We start from the raw sequence: 17086 nt of genomic DNA, 5'->3' as shown, positions 1-17086 counted from the left end.
GTCCTCAGCGCGGTTTCAGATTAACGCTGATACTGCCACTCCAGGTCCCCTGAAGTGCAGCCCAGTTTTCAGGAAGGGTATACACCACTTCCTTGGTTACAACACGGATATTGGGCTGCTGCAAAAACGTGATTTCACCGGGCTTGAGCGTCACCGGAGCGTAGGGCAGCAAACTACCCTTGAGTAGCACATCGCCGCTTTTGCGGGACCAGACCGGCTGCTCCGGCAGGATTTCGACACGATCACCCTGCTGTTCGTAATTCAAATTGGCTGTGACCACGGTGACCGGCTCGGTGCCGGCGTTTTCCAGATAGGCCTGAACAAAGCCAATACGGTTGCGATCCACGTGAAGCCGCAGCTCGGCGGCCGCGAACAGGGGGCTGAGCAGCAGTACTAGCGCCAGCCAGTGACAGGACATCAAATGTCGTCGAATTGCCATAATCTCACAGTTATTATGCAGAATGTTTGCGTCATCATACCGAGTTTTCACCCACCGGCGCGAGCCCAAACCAGCGAGGAACACGATGAGCGATAGCGAATTTGATGTCATAGTCTTTGGGGCCACCAGTTTTGTCGGCCAGATCGTCTGCGAGTACCTGCACGGTGAATATCAGGACAGCAAGCTGCGCTGGGCCGCCGCAGGTCGTTCCGAGAGTAAATTGCGCGAATTGCAGCAGCGCCTCGGCGCTAACGACGACACCATGCCGCTGCGTATCGCTGACGCCAGCGATGACGCCGCCCTGAATGCGCTCTGCCGCCAGACTCGCGTAATGATTTCCACCGTTGGCCCCTATGCCCTGTACGGCGAGCCCATGGTGAAAGCCTGTGTTGAGACCGGCACCGACTACTGCGATCTGACCGGCGAGACCCAGTGGATTGCACGCATGGTAAAAGCCTATGAAAAACAGGCCCAACAAACCGGCGCTCGCATTGTGCACTGCTGCGGTTTCGACTCCATTCCCTCGGATCTCGGCGTACACTTTCTGCAAGAGAATGCCAAAGCCGACTTCAATGGTCCCTGCACTACGGTCACAATGCGGGTCAAAGCCATGCGCGGCAGTTTCAGCGGTGGCACCATCGCCAGTTTGATGAACGTAATTCGCGAAGCCAGCAAAGATCCCTCGCTGCGCAAATCACTGGCCAATCCCTACGCCATTTGCCCCGAGCACTTTCAACCAAAAACCCGTCAGCACAATGTGAACGGTGCGGAGTTCGACGCGGACTTCAATGCCTGGACAGCCCCCTTTGTGATGGCCGCCATCAATACCCGCGTGGTGCACCGTTCGCACGCGCTGGCCGGCGCACCCTGGGGTGAAGGCTTCCGTTACGACGAGGCCATGTTGACCGGTAAAGGCATGAAGGGTCGCTTGGCGGCCCTGGCCACGGCAGGTGGTTTGGGAGGCCTGATGATCGGGGGCGCACTGGCGCCGACCCGTTGGGTGCTTGAGCGCTTTGTATTACCCAAACCCGGCGAAGGGCCGAGCAAAGACGAACAGCTCAACGGCTTTTTTGATCTGCGCTTCCGCGGCACGACCGAACGCGGCGAAAGCCTCAGCGTCAAAGTCACCGGTGACCGTGATCCAGGTTACGGTTCCACGGCCAAAATGCTGTCGCAGGCAGCGATTTGCCTCGGTGAAACGTCGCGCGATCAGCGCGCCGGCGGTTTCTGGACGCCCTCAACAGCGATGGGTAACGCCCTGATCGAACGCCTGCGCGAACACGCGGGCCTCACCTTTGAACGCCTGAGCAACTGAGTCAGGCTTAATGCAGGGTGCGGTCGTCGTCGGGCATCCGATGTGGCGACACCTGAATCCCCTCAATAAACCGGCCGAGCGTGACCGTTCGGCCAACATAGCGCTCTTCGCCGCTGACCGTAAACTCAAACTGGTAGCCACGCCACAATCGAAATCGCCCTTTTGGGTCGCGCTTCACCCATAGCGCACGCAGCGCAATACTGTCGTCAAGCAATTGCAGGTTTTCCCGCTGGCAGTAGAGCCGTGTTGCCCGCAACGCAATATCGCGCACACCTTGCGCCTGCCAGAAGTAATACCCCAGCAGGACAACCAACAGCAGCAATGCAATATCTGACAGACTGATCATGGCGCTGTTGCCTCGTTGCTGGCTTTGCTTCTATCGGTATTGGATTGCACTAGTGCGGCCGACACAATCTGCAAGGCATGCAGTTGCGCGTTGACCCGGGTGAAGTGAGAAACTTCGCCACTGTAGCTCAGGGCCAGCGTCAGATAACCCGCATGGAACTCACCCAAGCCACTATCGTAGCTGCGCCATGCATTGCCGTCCCACACCTGCACCCAGGCATGGGGCACAAACACATATTTGCGACCGAGAAAGCGCTCGGTATTGTAGGCGAGACCAATCGCAATGCGTGCAGGAAAACCCGCAGCGCGCGCCAGCGCAGCCAGCAACAGCGCATGCTCAGTACAATCGCCCGTGCCCGACGCCAAGGCCTCGCGCGCGGTTGCAAACCCCGCGTAATCCGGTTGCGCCTTCATATGCAGCCCCACAAAACGGGTCAACTGTGCCATCGCCTCAGTCATATCTTCTGCCGCGCCGTGTTCAGCCGCCAGACGTTTTATCTCCGGGTCATCCGCTGCTATCCAGTAATTGGCTTGTTTCGCCTGTGTCAGTATTTCTTCAGTCGGACTCGCATCATCACCACACGACGAACAGACATCCAACTGCCAGCCGCGCTCGCTTTTCTGCACTTGCTGCTCCGCAGTCACCGGCGGCATCAGCGTGGTTTCACCGACGAGCTGGTAGCGGATATGACCGCGCAGCGCCGCCGCAGGAATACGCACCGGCGCTCGCAGTAATTGGCGATAAACATGGGTCGTTGGCGAGAACGGTGCCAGTGCGCAATCCTCGCTACAATCGTAGAGCACCAGTATTTCGCCACCCGTGACACTTTCTTCTCGCACTACCTCAAACGCCTCATTGGTAAACCATTGCGTCGGCTTCGCATCCTTACCCTGACGGTAGCTAAAAACCCAGGCAAATTGCCCGACACCTTGTTCGCCTTCCAGACGAACCGTTTCAAAAGCGAGCGTTGAAAAGTTGAAGAGACTATAGGTGAGCTGGCGCCGCTCCCCGTTTTTTTCCGAAAGCGCCCGCCGAACCCCCTCAGGCAGAAGAAAATTTTCCGGTATGGCAATGTGTGAGGATTCGGTACGGCTTCCATCACTGCGATGAACCTGTAAAACATCACCGCTAACCTTGGCAGTCAGCGTCTGATTGACCGCCTGTGACCGCACCGTTTTGTGCAGTGAGAGAGGTTTCCCATTGAGGTCGTCTTCGTAGCGCAATGTGATGGTAGACGTACGGGACGATTCACCCGGTTGCTGGAGCGTGATCACCAGCGTTTCGGTACTTATAACCCGGTCGCCCTGCGTCTCGCGACTGAGCTGGCGATAACCAATCTTGTTGCCGCCAAGTTCTGCGCCCTGCCAGCGAACAGACTTTTCTTCCGCCTCTGCCGTACACACCAGCGCAAAAAAACCTGTTAGTAAAAGGGTGATAAATCGCATGATCTTCGCTTATCGGGTTCTCAATTTCCCGCCACAACCGGTGCAGGCATTGTCAGTGATCGACTGGCGAATGTGAATCTTTAACTGAGAACGCAGAAACAGGCACGTAGGGTGATGGACTGATACCGTATTACTGGAGGAAATAATGGAAGGTCTAGTCAACTTCACGGCCCGCAGTCGCGAAGTGCTTATTTCGCTGACAGAGAACGCTATGACCTGGCTCGCGACATCCGGCCTGCAAATCATACTGATCATTTTTGGCGCCTGGATCGCGCTGACAGTGAGCCGACGCTTGCTGAATCGTGTTCATCGCGGCATTGCCGGCAAGGATCAAGACGCTGAACGCGTTAAGCGCGCCGATACCCTGACCGGGATTCTCGGCACACTGATTTGGGCCGCCCTGTTTCTTGCCGCCGGCATGATGGTACTCAAAGAGGTAGGTGTAGATATCGCCCCCATCATTGCCGTTGCCGGCCTCGGTGGCCTAGCCATCGGTTTCGGTGCACAAAACCTGGTACGCGATGTCATCACGGGTTTTTTCCTGCTGGCCGAAGACCAGATTCGCGTGGGCGACATTGTTGAAGCAGGCGGCCTGTCAGGCGAAGTTGTTTCACTGGGTCTGCGTACAGTCCGCATGCGCGCTCTCGACGGCACCCTGCACATCATTCCCAATGGCAATGTCACGACTGTGTCGAATATGACCAAGGATTACGGTTACGCTCTGGCCAATGTCGGCGTAGCCTACCGCGAGGACACGGATCAAGTGTTCGACATCATAGAAGAAGTCGGCGCCGAACTTCGCAACGACGCAACGTTTGCCAGCGAAATCACCGAGGACATGGAAGTTCACGGCATCACCAGCTTTGCGGACTCAGCCGTCATCATTCGTTGCCGCATGAAGACACTGCCTGGCAGCCAGTGGATGGTATTGCGCGAATTCAACCGTCGCCTGAAGAAACGTTTCGACGCGGCGAATATCGAAATCCCCTTCCCGCACATGACCCTGTACGCAGGCGAAGGCAAAGGGGGCGACGCGCCGGTTCTGCCGATCCAGATGCAGGACAAAGCCGCCTGAGTTCACTCCTTAATAAACTAAAAAGCCGCCCTATGGGGCGGCTTTTTAGTTGCTGTCCGGCTTAGCTTTACTCGTTATAGCGTTAAACGCAATCGCCAGAAGAAATCCGCTTCGCTGGCTTCGAGCAAGGCTTCATCAATCACATCATCCGATACATTTCTGGCCACCACCCAGTGGCTTTCCAGCCCATGACCGAAATTCATGCTCAAAGCAAAACCTGCATCCGCGACTTTCTGAGCATCACCAAGATCACCATCGGTGTTGTTGTACCAGGTCTGTCCCTGCTCAATAAATAAGGCGGGGCGGAAGGTAACCCCTTTCCAGCTGAGGGAGCGACTGACTTCCAGCTTCAGGTGAAAACCTTCATCACCGATAAGGATACCCGGCAGATAGGCGCCGAGCGAATCCATACCACCTAGCACAAACTGCTCCTGCTCAGGCACCTGCTCATTGGCATATTGCCCTTTGAGCGTTGCAGAAAATACCGTGCGCGGTGACAGCGCATACTGATAGTTCACCGAGGGCTGCAGCGTGACAAACTCACCGCTGCGCGCCGCGGGTGCAACGTCGGGAGCCTCACTGGCAGAGGGGTTCTGCGCCAGAAATGCGCGGCGATATTCATCGTAAGTGTCCAGCGTCCCGGAACTCGACAGGCCGACGCGCGCATCCAAGCCGGCATTGAACGACGACCTGTCATTCTGAAAGCGTGAGTTGTACAACACACCAACTTCCGCAACGGGGTAACGCTCGTCGATCAAAATCGTGTCGGAATTATTTTCTTCAATGTAGGAATCGACATACTCGACCCGCTCTTTGAGCCGCAGTCGCTGTTGAGTATCGCTGTAGATCACCTGCTGACCGCGCACACCGAAGCGCTGTATCTCCGCCTGTACATCGAGCCTTGTACTACTAACGGTCGGCCCGGTACAAAAGAAAAGAAGGCTGCACGAACCCGGCTGAACCAGCTGGCCTTCCGGATCGCGCTCGTACTCCACATAGGACAGATCAATCCCATAAAGCCCGAAACTGAATGGGTGATCAACACTCAGGCTGTACTGATTAAGCTTCTCACCATCGAGCGATTCGCCCCACTCAATAAAGGCTCGCTGATAGGCGAAAGACCATTTAGTACCGCTATCGGTACGGTGTTGTAGGCCTGCAAGCCCAAAGTAGCGACCGAGATAACGGCTGCCCTTGTTGTTCAGTTCAAAGATATAGTCGGTGTTGTCGTAATCCTCATCAGCCGACGATTCGAGGACCACCGCAAGCTGCTGATTGCCGAGATCTTCGTAAGTGACTGTGTAATTCTCACCAATGCGCTCAGACTTCAGTGCCGCCAATACACGCGCTGTATCGTACTCTGCAAGCGTGGGATCGGCATCGCCGACCAGCGATTCGAAATGCGGTGTGATGCGCTCATCACCGCGCACCTCACTGACTACCGACTGACTGACGATGACGCCGACAATATCTTCAACACGGTAGTAGAAGAGTTTCACCCATAAAAAACCCGCATCGTAGTAGGCACGGGTCAGGTCTTTAACGACTTCTGAAGGCGCGCTGGCATTGGCGATTACCGACAGGATCGTTTCCTGATCTAACGAACGGTTGCCGAATACCCGCACCTCAACATTACCGAGTTTGCCGCCAATATAACTGGAGTCAGCTGCTTTGGTTTCACGTATTAATGCGCTGTCCGCCGCTTGTGGCGGCAGCGCGGGTGGTAGATCTATCGCCATCAATGGCCCCCAAACTATGAATAGACGTCGCTGTTAACGCGACTGTCAGTTTTCTTCTTTTAGCGCAACCTCATCGCGAATGATCAGCTCCGCGCGACGATTCTTATAGCGGCCGCTGTCGCTCTCGTTGTCTGCAACTGGCTTTTGTTCACCGTAGCCGCGAATGACTAGCTTCGATGCGTCAATCCCTTGCGCGATCAAAAAATTAACCACGACTTCTGCTCGTGCCTGGGACAAACGGGCATTGTAGTCAGACTCACCGGTTGCATCAGTATGGCCAGCCACTTCGACCTTGGCGAACGGCAGATTCTGCAGCACTTCGACATTTCGCAGCAAACGCTCGCGAGCTTCCGGCAGCAAAACAGCTTCATTGTGATCGAAGTTTACCGCCTCGAGCATCAGTGCGACGACGCCCGTCACTTCACAGCCATTACGCAGCACCTTGGCTCCGGGTCTGGTGCGCGGACACTTGTCCGAGGCATTGGCCACACCATCGCGATCATCGTCCGCAAACTCTCCCGCCAACAGCGCATTGGTCAGTGCCAATAGTGCCGGCTGATCCGCGGGCTCAATGTCGTCATCGTTGGAACTACCGCCATTACCACCACTACCTGCGCCACTGTCGCCACCCAGCACATCATTCACCAGGCCATTGCCATCGGTCGTATTCTGATCGAGGTTGGTCAAGGCATCATCCAGGCTGCCGCCGGTTACATCACCAACGATTGAATCGACCGGTGAAGTAATCGGGTCAAGCGCGTCGAGAACCGGGTCAGTGACCGGCGCAACCACATCCAGCACTGGCTCCAGCACTTGTTCATCCACAATGTCAGTCACGGGATCGAGCAGGTTATCAACCACATCAACAATCGGTTGAGTTATTTCACCCAGTGGATCAGTAATCGCGTCGATTGGTGATTCCACCGTGTCGTCAACGACACTCCCCGGACTTCCGCCCAGTAGGTCATTCACCAAACCATCGCCGTCAGCCGTATTTTCATCAATATTGGTGAGAGCATCGCCTACCGAGCCTGCGCCAATATCAGCCAGCACATCGTCGACAGGCTCGATAACCGGATCAGCGGCATCCAGTATCGGCTCAATAACCGGTGAGGCAACATCGAGAATGGGCTCCAACAATTGATCATCGATGGGATCGGTAATCGGGTCGAGAGTGGTGTCGACGACTTCAACAACAGAGTCCAGCAGGCCGCCCGGTGTTGAGCTGCCCCCTTCCTCCGAACCGCCATCAGCTCCATCAGAACCCGGCGCAGCACCACCCAGCGCATCATTTATCAGACCATCCCCATCAGTCGGATTCTCATCCACGTTAGTCACGGCATCGCTCAGAGAACCGGCACCAACAGCGGCAAGTGCATCATCAACTGGCTCGATAATCGGATCAGCCGCGTCCAGCACAGGATCAGTAACCGGAGCCACGGCATCCAGTACCGGCGCGATCACCTGATCATCAATCGGGTCGGTGACCGGATCGAGGGTGGTATCGACCACTTCAATCACCGGCTCAAGTACTGGGTTCACCGTCGAATCCACAACCTCAACGATAGGGCTAACAAGCGGGTTTTCAGTCACGCCGTCGATGACCGTACCATCACCGCCGCTGCCATCTGAGCCATCGGAACCCGGCGCAGCACCACCCAGCGCATCATTTACCAGACCATCCCCATCAGTCGGATTCTCATCCACGTTAGTCACGGCATCGCTCAGAGAACCGGCACCAACAGCGGCAAGTGCATCATCAACTGGCTCGATAATCGGATCAGCCGCGTCCAGCACAGGATCAGTAACCGGAGCCACGGCATCCAGTACCGGCGCGATTACCTGATCATCAATCGGGTCGGTGACCGGATCGAGGGTTGTATCGACCACTTCAATCACCGGCTCAAGTACCGGGTTGACCGTTAAATCCGCTACCTCAACGATGGGGCCAAACACGGGGCTATCAGCAAGATCGCCAATCAAACCGCCTTCATTGCCAGTTTCGCCGTCGGAACCGTTACCAGAATCGCTACCACTGAGCAGATCATTTACCAGGCCATCACCGTCACCAGTATTGTCATCGCTATTCGTCAGGGCATCTTCAACACTGCCACCCGTCAAATCTGCAGTCAGACCATCAACAGGGTTGGTAATTGGCTCAAAGACTTCTAGCAACGGATCAGAAATTGGAGAAACGGTTTCAAGAACGGGGGCCAAAACAACATCATCAACTGGGTCAGTCACTGGATCCAGCGCGGTATCAAGCGTACTCACTAATGGCGATAGAATATCGCCCAGAGGCTCTGACAGTGGAGCGATGGGAGACTGTTCTACACCGCCATCAAGCAGTAAAACCGTTTGTTCGCTAACCGGATTAGCGATATCTCCAACCAACTCAATGACTGGACCAAATACGGGGCCCAAATCGGTCGGATCTTCGCCTTCAGGCTCCTCGCTGCTACCCAAAAGGTCGTTGATCGCACCATCGCCGTCAGCGGTATTGTCATCGCTATTAGTTAACGCGTCCTCGACGCTGCCGCCGGTAAGATCTGCCAGCGTGCCATCAACCGGATCCGTGGCCGGCTCAATCGCTTCCAAGAGGGGTTCAGTAACTGGCGCAAGCGCGTCCAGAATGGGAGCGACTACCGTTTCGTCAATGGGGTCGGTTACCGGATCAAGAGCACGATCCAGAGGGCGAGTAACACGGCCCAGCGCTTTCCCCACACCGTTAGACACTGCCGGTAGCGGGGACGCTTCTCCCGATTCCTGGCCGCTGTTTTGCTTGCGATTACCACCAATCAGATCGTTAACCACACCATTGCCATCGGCGTCGTTATCATCGGTGTTTGTCAGTGAGTCCTCGATGCTGCCACCGGTGAGGTCAGCAGTAATACCGTCGACCGGATTGGTAACCGGCCGCACAACATTCAGCAGTGGGTCAGACACCGGAGAGACAGCCTGCAATACAGGCTCAAGCACTGCGTCATCGACCGGATCAGTGACCGGATCAAGGGTGCGATCAAGCGCTTCAACAAGCGGATCAATACTATCACCCAGCGGGCGAGTAATTGGCTCAACCGGAGATCGCTCAAAGCCATCATCCAAGGCATTCAGCGAGTCGAGCTGTTCCGGCGTCATTTGGAGCGCATCAGGGGAAAGCCCCGCACTTTCCGCTCCCGCCTCTAAAAGATTATCAACCGGCGCTATAACCTGCACCGGATCAAGCCCGACAGCCCGACCAACCGGTTGAAGCAAGCCCGTAGAGCGAGCTGCGTTGCCAAGGGGGCCAGCCATCACAAATGGAGAAGCCAAAGAAAGCGATACGCAGAGTGCGGTTAGCCTATACGGTGCGGAGTGAAAGCGTTTTTTCATGGATGCCCCTGAAGCCCTGTCTAGGACCATAACTACACTTTGGTAATTTTACCAGCTACCGAAATATGCAGCTTGACATTTTATAAGACTGGCGAAGAAGTTCTCATTTTCGCGGAATTGTTACTTAGAGGCATTAAGGGGAAACAACTACACGGATCCGTAATTCTCCCTACCACACAATGACTTAGCTCGCCACGGACGCAAAAATAGCGATTTGCCATTCCTATGATTTAACATCAAGGAGATGCGAAGCGATTGGAATTTTGAAGCGAGACTGTCTTTATTTATAAGTATCTACTTACCGGCCTAACCACGCCCCGCAACCCACCACTCGAACCACTATTTGCTCCTGAATATTCCAAAAGTCACCCGCAAGTGTTAAGTAGCTGGCTATTCTGAGTGCGAATTGAGGCAAAAATGCGGCTCTGGTATAGTGCGCGCTCTCCAAAAACCGCCCGTAGCTCAGCTGGATAGAGCGTTGCCCTCCGGAGGCAAAGGTCAGAGGTTCGAATCCTCTCGGGCGGGCCACTTTAAGCACCTTCCTCGAATCGACAGTCTCAAATCAACTACTAAAGCACCCCGATTCGAACCTCGAGGTTCGACAAATTGCACAGCAATTTGCGCCGAGCGCAGCGAGCCCGCAGGGTGGAAAAGCCCTAGGCTTTTCCAGCACATCCTCTCGGGCGGGCCATTTTAAGCTCCTTCCTCGAATCAACAGCCTCAAATCAACTACTAAAGCACCCCGATTCGAACCTCGAGGTTCGACAAATTGCACAGCAATGTGCGCCGAGTGCAGCAAGCCCTGAGGCTGGACCTCTACCTATATGTATATCCCCTTATTCTTATAGCGCGGCGAAGTGAATACCTTCAAATTGCTAAGTTACGTCGGGTCCTCAATGAGTAATCGTTCCTGACAACGAACAAACTAGGAGAGTCACCCATGTGCTACTCATCAAAACTCGCCGCCTTTATTTGTCTGCTTTCTGCGTTCTACAGCAGTCATGCCCTGGCGCAAGCAACGACCACTTTTAATGTTACTGCAACGGTGGTGGACTCATGCGATGTCAGCGCCAATAACCTAGCTTTTGGCAATGTCGAACCCGTCAACAACTTGAATATCGATGCCGTAGGCTCCATTACCGTCACCTGTTCACTTGGCACCAGTTACTCACTACTTCTCGATGATGGCGGCAGCAGCAGCGATGGCACCGTCAGCACACGACGTATGACAGACGGCAGTTCCAACTATCTATCCTATCAACTGTATAGCGATACTTTGCGAACCTCTGTGTGGGGCGAAACCGCAGGTACAAACGATGTAACCGGCATTGGTACGGGTTTGGGTGTCCCGGTTGTTGTCTATGGACGTATTCCTTCCGGGCAACAGGAAACGCAAACCGGCAGTTATTCCGACACGATAAATGTCACGTTAAATTATTGAGCTACGTTCTGCTATGCCGTGCAAGACATGGATCGTCACTGCTTTCGCCCTGCTGGTTTCAGCCACGACATTTTCTGGCTCGTATTCAGTTCGCCCCGTAACCATCGCGCTCTCGGAAAGCACACCCGCGACAACGTTGACCGTGCGCAATAGAGAATCCACCCCGGTTACATTGCAGGTGGCGACAAAAAAATGGGTGCAAAACAAAGGCGCAGAAGAACTGCGTGAAACGCGCGATATCATCGCGGTGCCACCGACATTCACCATTGCGCCAGGCGAAGAACAAACCGTGCGCGTTGGCCTGCGCGCATATCAATCGCATCCCGAAGAGCAGGCCTATCGCCTCCTGCTACAGGAAATTCCCGGCGTCTCTACACCCCGCGGCGGACTCAAGTTTGCACTCCATATGAGCCTCCCGGTATTTGTCCGCCCTGAATATCCTACTGCCGCGGATTTGAAATGGTCAGTAACGCGCCAACGCGATGGAAAAGTTAAACTGTCGGTTGCAAACACGGGCAACGGGCACGATAAGCTCACCTCTTGGCGGCTACTAAAAAACTCCAAGGAAATAGGCAGCGAATCCGATCTCCAGTATGTGCTACCCGGCTCACAGATCTCCTGGCTTATTGAGTCAAACACGGCCCCGAGCGTCGGTAAGGAAGTTGAAATTATCGTCGCAAATGGTCCACTAGAGCGGCGCACTCGTGCGCTTGTCCAATAGTGGCGCTCGGGGCAACGCATGGCCCGCTCGCTTAATCTCCTAATCTTTACTTCGCTGTTATTGGGTTTCAGCGCTCAAGCCGATTGGAACGAACTGCCCTGGGTAGAAACGAGCACTCTGTCGCCGCAAAAAATTGATCTCATCATTGATGGCCGCACGGTCCGAACGGATATTCGGGCAATACTCCACGGCGATAGTGACGTCTACCTTCGCGCGGTTGATATGCTGTCAGCAGGGCTACCGATCGACCTTGACGGGCAAGTGCAGGTTGACGGGTATCCCTTCCTGCCGCTTCGCTCAATAAACGGCTATCGCATCAGCCTGTCGAAGGGAGCACTCACACTCGTTTCGACGCAAGCCACTAAGCCCAACAGCCCTCAAACGCCTGAATTTGCGCCTTTTCAAGGCCCTCGCAAGTCCATACCGCTAGGCAGCCGGGACGTTGACAGCGTAAAGCTCCGACTCATCCTCAACCAACAGGACGCCGAGCGAGAACTGACTCTGCTGCAACATCTTGATCGCTGGTTAATCAGTCGCGACGATCTGCTCGCCCTTGAGCTGCCCTTACCTGAGCTTGCTCCACTCGTGATTGATGGCACACTCTATCTGGAAATTGACAACCTCTGGCCGTACAAAGTCGCGATAGACCCCCAATGGAGCTTACTCAGCATTGATACCCGTGCGCGCCCCAACACAGAACAAGCTGAAGAAACCTGGGTTGAGTTGCAGGTAAACGAATCACAGCAGCCTCGCCTGGTAAAAGTTTTTGCGGATGATGAGCAGCAATTCCTTCTGGATGAGACAACGTTTGCAGAGAGCAAACTCCAAACACCCGAGGCCCAAAGCTCATCTCCCGACTTATACGCCATTGATGATTTGAACAACGTCATCCCCGTTTTTGATTCCAAACGGCAAGCCTTAGCGCTCTATGCGCGCTCCGATGCGTTTATTCCCAGCGAACTGTCGGGTAATGAGGACTACCTCGTAGAACCCGACTTTAGTCAACGCGGCGCTCTATTGAACTACGCCTTGTTCAGCTCTCACACCGATGAAAAAGATCAGGTTAGTGGCCAGTTCGAAATGGGAGCATTTTGGGGCCGAGGGTTTCTTTCAAGCCAACACCTCATCAGAAATATCACGGATGACGATCGCGAGAATATTCGTCTTGAAACGAACCTGCGCGTTGACTGGCCCGAGAAAATGCGCTCACTCATCATTGGCGACACGCTAAACGAAGGGGGTGCCTGGGGGCGTCCAACTCGCTTTGGCGGGCTACGATGGGGAACTAACTTTTCAACCCAGCCTGGATTTATCACTTTCCCCACGCAGCTAATCACCGGCGAGTCGGTTGTACCATCCACAGTTGATATTTTTATTGATAACTCGCGGCGCGCCAGCTCCAGTATCGAGCCGGGAGCATTCACGATCAATGAAGTGCCCACGGTAACAGGGGCCGGTGAAATGCGCATCGTCACCCGAGACCTTTTTGGACGCGAGTCCGTCGTTACCCGACCATTCTATGCCAGCTCCCAACTCTTAAAACCCGGGCTACATGACTACAGCTATGAGCTCGGGGTTATTCGCAACAACTTCACCCGCGAAAGCAATGACTATGCAACCGATTTTGCCAGCGGAACACACCGCTACGGCTTTAGCCATTGGTATACAGGAGAAGTCCGAGCAGAACTCAGCAGCGAGGTGAATTCGATCGGTACAGCGGCAACGGTGGTGTGGCCCGCTGTCGCAGAGTTTAATTTCGCTTTAGCGGGTAGCCGAGACGCAGACAGTCTTTCCGGGACACTCACATCCGTGGGCGTGCGACGCCAAGCCCGGCAATTTAGCTTCGGTGCCAGAGGCACCTGGCGCTCACGTCACTTTCAGCAACTTGGCACGAGCCCTGAGAGCGAGTTAGATGCTTTTGAATCTACAGGCTTTGCTTCTGTGGGCATGGGTAAATATGGTGGGCTTTCGCTGAGTCATATTCAGCGCCGAAAACGCAATGAGGCGGACAATGAATTTGCAACCCTGCAATATTCCCTCAGCCTACCGTACAACGCGCATTTCAGCCTAAGCTATTTAGAGCCACTGGACGATGTTCTGGAACGCAGTGCCAGTGCGTCGATATCCATACCCCTGGGCCGAAGCACATCAATCACCAGCAACGCGCGACGGCAAGCATCTACCTCGCGGTATAGAACACAGTTACGCAAGAACTTGCCAGCCGGCAATGGATTTGGATACCAGCTGGCTCATGAAGATGGCAACAGCGACCGCATCGAAGCTGGCGTTAACTGGCGAAACCCTATCAGCCATATCCAGGTACAGTCCAGCCATCTCGACACACAAACCGAGTACCGAACCGCAGTGGACGGCGGCGTGGCTTTCTTCGGTAGCCGCCCTTACCTAACACAACGTCTTAATCAGAGCTTTGCGTTAGTCGAAGTACCCGACTTGCCAGATGCTTCCATCTACAGAGACAATCAGCTGCTCGCCAGAACAAACGCCAGCGGGAAAGCCATTGTGCCCGGTTTGAGAGATTACCAACGCAACCGAATTCGTTTGGGTGATACAAAACTACCGCTCGACATCCAAGTCGCCTCGCTAGAGCAAATCGCTGTGCCCGCTTACAGGCAGGGCGTAAAAATACGCTTTTCGATCAAAAAGGCTCGCTGGGTAGGCTTTCGCTTACTCGACAACTCAGGCAACCCCGCCCCTTCTGGAACTCAGTTTCTGAATCCCGCCACAGGCGAGAAGTCACAAACCGGGATAGCGGGTCAAGCCTATATTGAGAGCCCGCCCGGAGATCATGAAATGCAGGCGTGGTGGCAAGATACATTCTGCCGCTTTAGACTTAATGTTCCCGCAGCATCCGAGCCGCTGCCTGACCTCGGAGACATCACGTGCCTGTAGTCACATCTTGGCGCACCCTTGTGGTCGGTCTATGCATCGCCTTTTCTGCCGCGCCGGCCGCGGCCCAATGCAGCGCGAGTGCAAATAGCGTTGCGTTTGGGGACTACGACCCGCTATCTGGCCTGTCAGTGGATAGCGTTGGTTCCGTATCGGTAAGCTGCACACTTTCGATGGGCTACAGCATTGCCCTTTCCGCTGGTGGAGCAGGCAATTTCGCTCCGAGAAAGATGAGTAGTGGCGCAAACAGCTTGAACTACAACCTGTACACGGATCCGACCTACCTCACGGTATGGGGAGATGGCAACGGGGGCACCGCAACCGTACCGGGTGCGATTGGTGTTTTACTTCTACCCATCGACCATGTGGTTTACGGCCGGATTCCTGCTGGTCAAAATTCTGCAGCGGGCAATTATTCGGATACGATCTCCGTTACCGTCACCTACTAAAATCTCCCGCTACGCCTTAGCCCCTTACTCTCCGCGCGCTAAAAACGCTCGATAGCGCTGCGCACTCGCTTCAGGAATTTCCAGCATCGGCATATGCCCAATACCTTCCCACACGGTCAGCTGACTATCGGGTATAAGCGCATGCCAACGCTCAGCACCACTGACGTGAATCAGCGCATCCTGATCGCCCCATAAAATAAGGGCCGGCACCTGCAGCTCACCTAGGCGATCCGCCAACAGTGGCGAGCGCTGAATATCCTCAAAAATGGCTTCCAGTTGTGGGGCAAGAACACGGTAATCTTCGGCCATAGCATCAAGCACCATGCCCGGTAGCCACGGCGGCTTGGCCATGGTCATCTGATAAAACTCGGCGAATTGTTCACCGTTTTCGATCAGGAAGGGATTGCGGCCTTCAGCGAGCATTTTCTCCATGTCGCTTGGCTCGGGAGTAGTGACACCGGCAGGGTCAACTGGAGCAATACTGAGGGTACGCTGCGGATAATCCAACGCAAACTGGCCACTGATAAACCCGCCCATTGAGTTGCCGATGATATGTGCTTGCTCGATATTCAAGGCGTCGAGCAGTGCAACCACACGCTCAGCCTGCGCCGCCATCGTGTAATCCCAATCAGCTTGAAAACCGGTCTCACCATGACCTGCCAAATCCGGGATCAAAATGTGATAGCTATCGGTTAGGTGACGAGCAAAACGCAGCCAAACCATTTTGTCGGCACTGTAGCCGTGGAGCATAACGATGGTTGGGCCATCCGTATTACCACCAGCGTAATACACCATATCGAGTTCGCCCAGTGGCTGCTGTTTCTTCTCGAAGCCGTACACCGCAGCCTCTGTAGCTACTCCTACTTCATAAACGAGCGATCCTATGCGCGGATAACTTGCAATGCTCCAGATCACCGCCGCAATAATCAAACCGCCGAGGAGTATTAGCATCTTTTTCATGGTTTTTTCCTGTTCAATCTTTGGGCCGTCGCCGCTTGAATCTCGTTGGAGAGCGCCTGTCGGGGGGGGATAGTTTTTGCTATCAATAAAGCCAGACAGTTCTCGCCAAATCAGTCTGCTAAGCAAGCCAAGTGGTAGCAGGCGAGCAGCCAACGCCGTCTTCCAGCTGTTATGACCACACACTACTCGCGCCCTGCCGTTTGCCATAGCGCGCAGCACCTGCTTAACGACCTGCTCAGGCGTAGATTTAAGAAATTGTTCAGCAAAGGGGCGGCTTATATCCTGGCGCGCGATCCGGGTATTCACACCCCCGGGATGCACGAGCATGACGTGCACACCGCTACCGTTTAATTCTGCTCGCAGGGCTTCAGTATAACCGCGCACCGCAAATTTACTGCCGCAGTAGTCCGTATGATTGGGCGTGCCGATCAATCCAAAAACGCTCGATATATTAACCAGCCATGCGCGCTGGTATGTCAGCAGTTGCGGCAGGAAGGAACGGCAACCATGCACCACGCCGAAATAATTCACCGCCATGACCTTTTCATACATCGCCAACGGTGTTTGCCAAGAGGGCTGGGCGCTACCTTCTATCCCGGCATTGTTTATAACAACCCGGGCTGGCCCCAGTTCACGGTTTACCCGCTGGGCAAAGGCATTAACCGAATCGACTTCAGCGATGTTGACCACCGCACGCAGACAGGCCTCTTTAGAAAAAGCTGCGACCTGATTACAGGTTTCATCCAAGCCGTTTTCATCGATATCGCACAGTGCCAACCGACAATTCAAACGAGCAAACGCAATGGCGTAGGCGCGCCCCATACCCGAAGCGGCGCCCGTTATGACCACAATATCCTGAGGATTAAGAAACATGAAA

General features: G+C 54.7%; 12 protein-coding genes and 1 tRNA gene. 7 read left to right on the top strand and 6 right to left on the bottom strand.

The window, feature by feature from the left end:
• Positions 1–4: 4 nt before the first annotated feature.
• Positions 5–439, bottom strand: a complete 435-nt coding sequence (locus FHR99_RS08920; RefSeq protein ID WP_183410308.1) for a hypothetical protein — start codon at positions 437–439, stop codon at positions 5–7.
• 85 nt (positions 440–524) lie between these two features.
• Between FHR99_RS08920 and FHR99_RS08915 the strand changes: the two genes are divergently transcribed.
• A complete protein-coding gene (locus tag FHR99_RS08915; RefSeq protein WP_183410307.1) occupies positions 525–1754 on the top strand; it encodes a saccharopine dehydrogenase family protein in 1230 nt (409 codons plus the stop codon).
• A 7-nt stretch (positions 1755–1761) separates the two neighbouring features.
• On the opposite strand, the gene FHR99_RS08910 is transcribed toward FHR99_RS08915, so the two are convergent.
• Together FHR99_RS08910 and FHR99_RS08905 are read right to left on the bottom strand one after the other, a co-directional pair.
• On the bottom strand, positions 1762–2100 hold the full coding sequence (locus tag FHR99_RS08910; RefSeq protein WP_183410306.1) for a DUF3301 domain-containing protein: 339 nt from the start codon (positions 2098–2100) through the stop codon (positions 1762–1764).
• Positions 2097–3545, bottom strand: coding sequence for a transglutaminase-like domain-containing protein (locus FHR99_RS08905; RefSeq protein WP_183410305.1), 1449 nt, complete (start codon positions 3543–3545; stop codon positions 2097–2099). Before FHR99_RS08905 ends, FHR99_RS08910 begins: the two co-directional genes overlap by 4 nt.
• A gap of 145 nt (positions 3546–3690) precedes the next feature.
• On the opposite strand from FHR99_RS08905, the gene FHR99_RS08900 reads away from it, so the two are divergent.
• Positions 3691–4620, top strand: coding sequence for a mechanosensitive ion channel family protein (locus FHR99_RS08900; RefSeq protein ID WP_246386690.1), 930 nt, complete (start codon positions 3691–3693; stop codon positions 4618–4620).
• A 74-nt stretch (positions 4621–4694) separates the two neighbouring features.
• Here FHR99_RS08900 and FHR99_RS08895 read toward each other — a convergent pair whose 3' ends face one another.
• The gene (locus FHR99_RS08895; protein ID WP_183410304.1) at positions 4695–6359 is read right to left on the bottom strand and encodes a ShlB/FhaC/HecB family hemolysin secretion/activation protein; all 1665 of its coding nucleotides are present in this window, start codon (positions 6357–6359) and stop codon (positions 4695–4697) included.
• Between the two features lie 45 nt (positions 6360–6404).
• Complete coding sequence (locus FHR99_RS08890; protein WP_183410303.1) at positions 6405–9731, bottom strand: OmpA family protein; 3327 nt, start codon at positions 9729–9731, stop codon at positions 6405–6407.
• 451 nt (positions 9732–10182) lie between these two features.
• Here FHR99_RS08890 and FHR99_RS08885 point away from each other — a divergent pair.
• The 5 genes from FHR99_RS08885 to FHR99_RS08865 all read left to right on the top strand — a co-directional run bounded on the left by FHR99_RS08885 (position 10183) and on the right by FHR99_RS08865 (position 15249).
• Positions 10183–10259 (top strand) — tRNA-Arg (locus FHR99_RS08885).
• Positions 10260–10671: 412 nt separating this feature from the next.
• Positions 10672–11172 (top strand): Csu type fimbrial protein, encoded by a 501-nt coding sequence (locus FHR99_RS08880; RefSeq protein ID WP_183410302.1) that lies wholly within the window; start codon positions 10672–10674, stop codon positions 11170–11172.
• A gap of 13 nt (positions 11173–11185) precedes the next feature.
• A complete protein-coding gene (locus FHR99_RS08875) occupies positions 11186–11893 on the top strand; it encodes a fimbrial biogenesis chaperone (RefSeq protein WP_183410301.1) in 708 nt (235 codons plus the stop codon).
• Between the two features lie 18 nt (positions 11894–11911).
• A complete protein-coding gene (locus tag FHR99_RS08870) occupies positions 11912–14803 on the top strand; it encodes a fimbria/pilus outer membrane usher protein (RefSeq protein ID WP_183410300.1) in 2892 nt (963 codons plus the stop codon).
• The gene (locus FHR99_RS08865; protein ID WP_343067490.1) at positions 14794–15249 is read left to right on the top strand and encodes a Csu type fimbrial protein; all 456 of its coding nucleotides are present in this window, start codon (positions 14794–14796) and stop codon (positions 15247–15249) included. Before FHR99_RS08870 ends, FHR99_RS08865 begins: the two co-directional genes overlap by 10 nt.
• A 24-nt stretch (positions 15250–15273) precedes the next feature.
• Here the strand turns inward: FHR99_RS08865 and FHR99_RS08860 are convergent, their stop codons facing one another.
• Positions 15274–17082, bottom strand: coding sequence for an SDR family NAD(P)-dependent oxidoreductase (locus FHR99_RS08860; protein WP_183410299.1), 1809 nt, complete (start codon positions 17080–17082; stop codon positions 15274–15276).
• Between the last annotated feature and the right edge of the window lie 4 nt (positions 17083–17086).

It is taken from the genome of Litorivivens lipolytica (assembly GCF_014191715.1).
GTDB lineage: Bacteria > Pseudomonadota > Gammaproteobacteria > Pseudomonadales > Spongiibacteraceae > Litorivivens > Litorivivens lipolytica.
The sequence above is the reverse complement of the archived record's forward strand: the minus strand, read 5'-3'. Positions and strand labels throughout refer to the sequence as shown.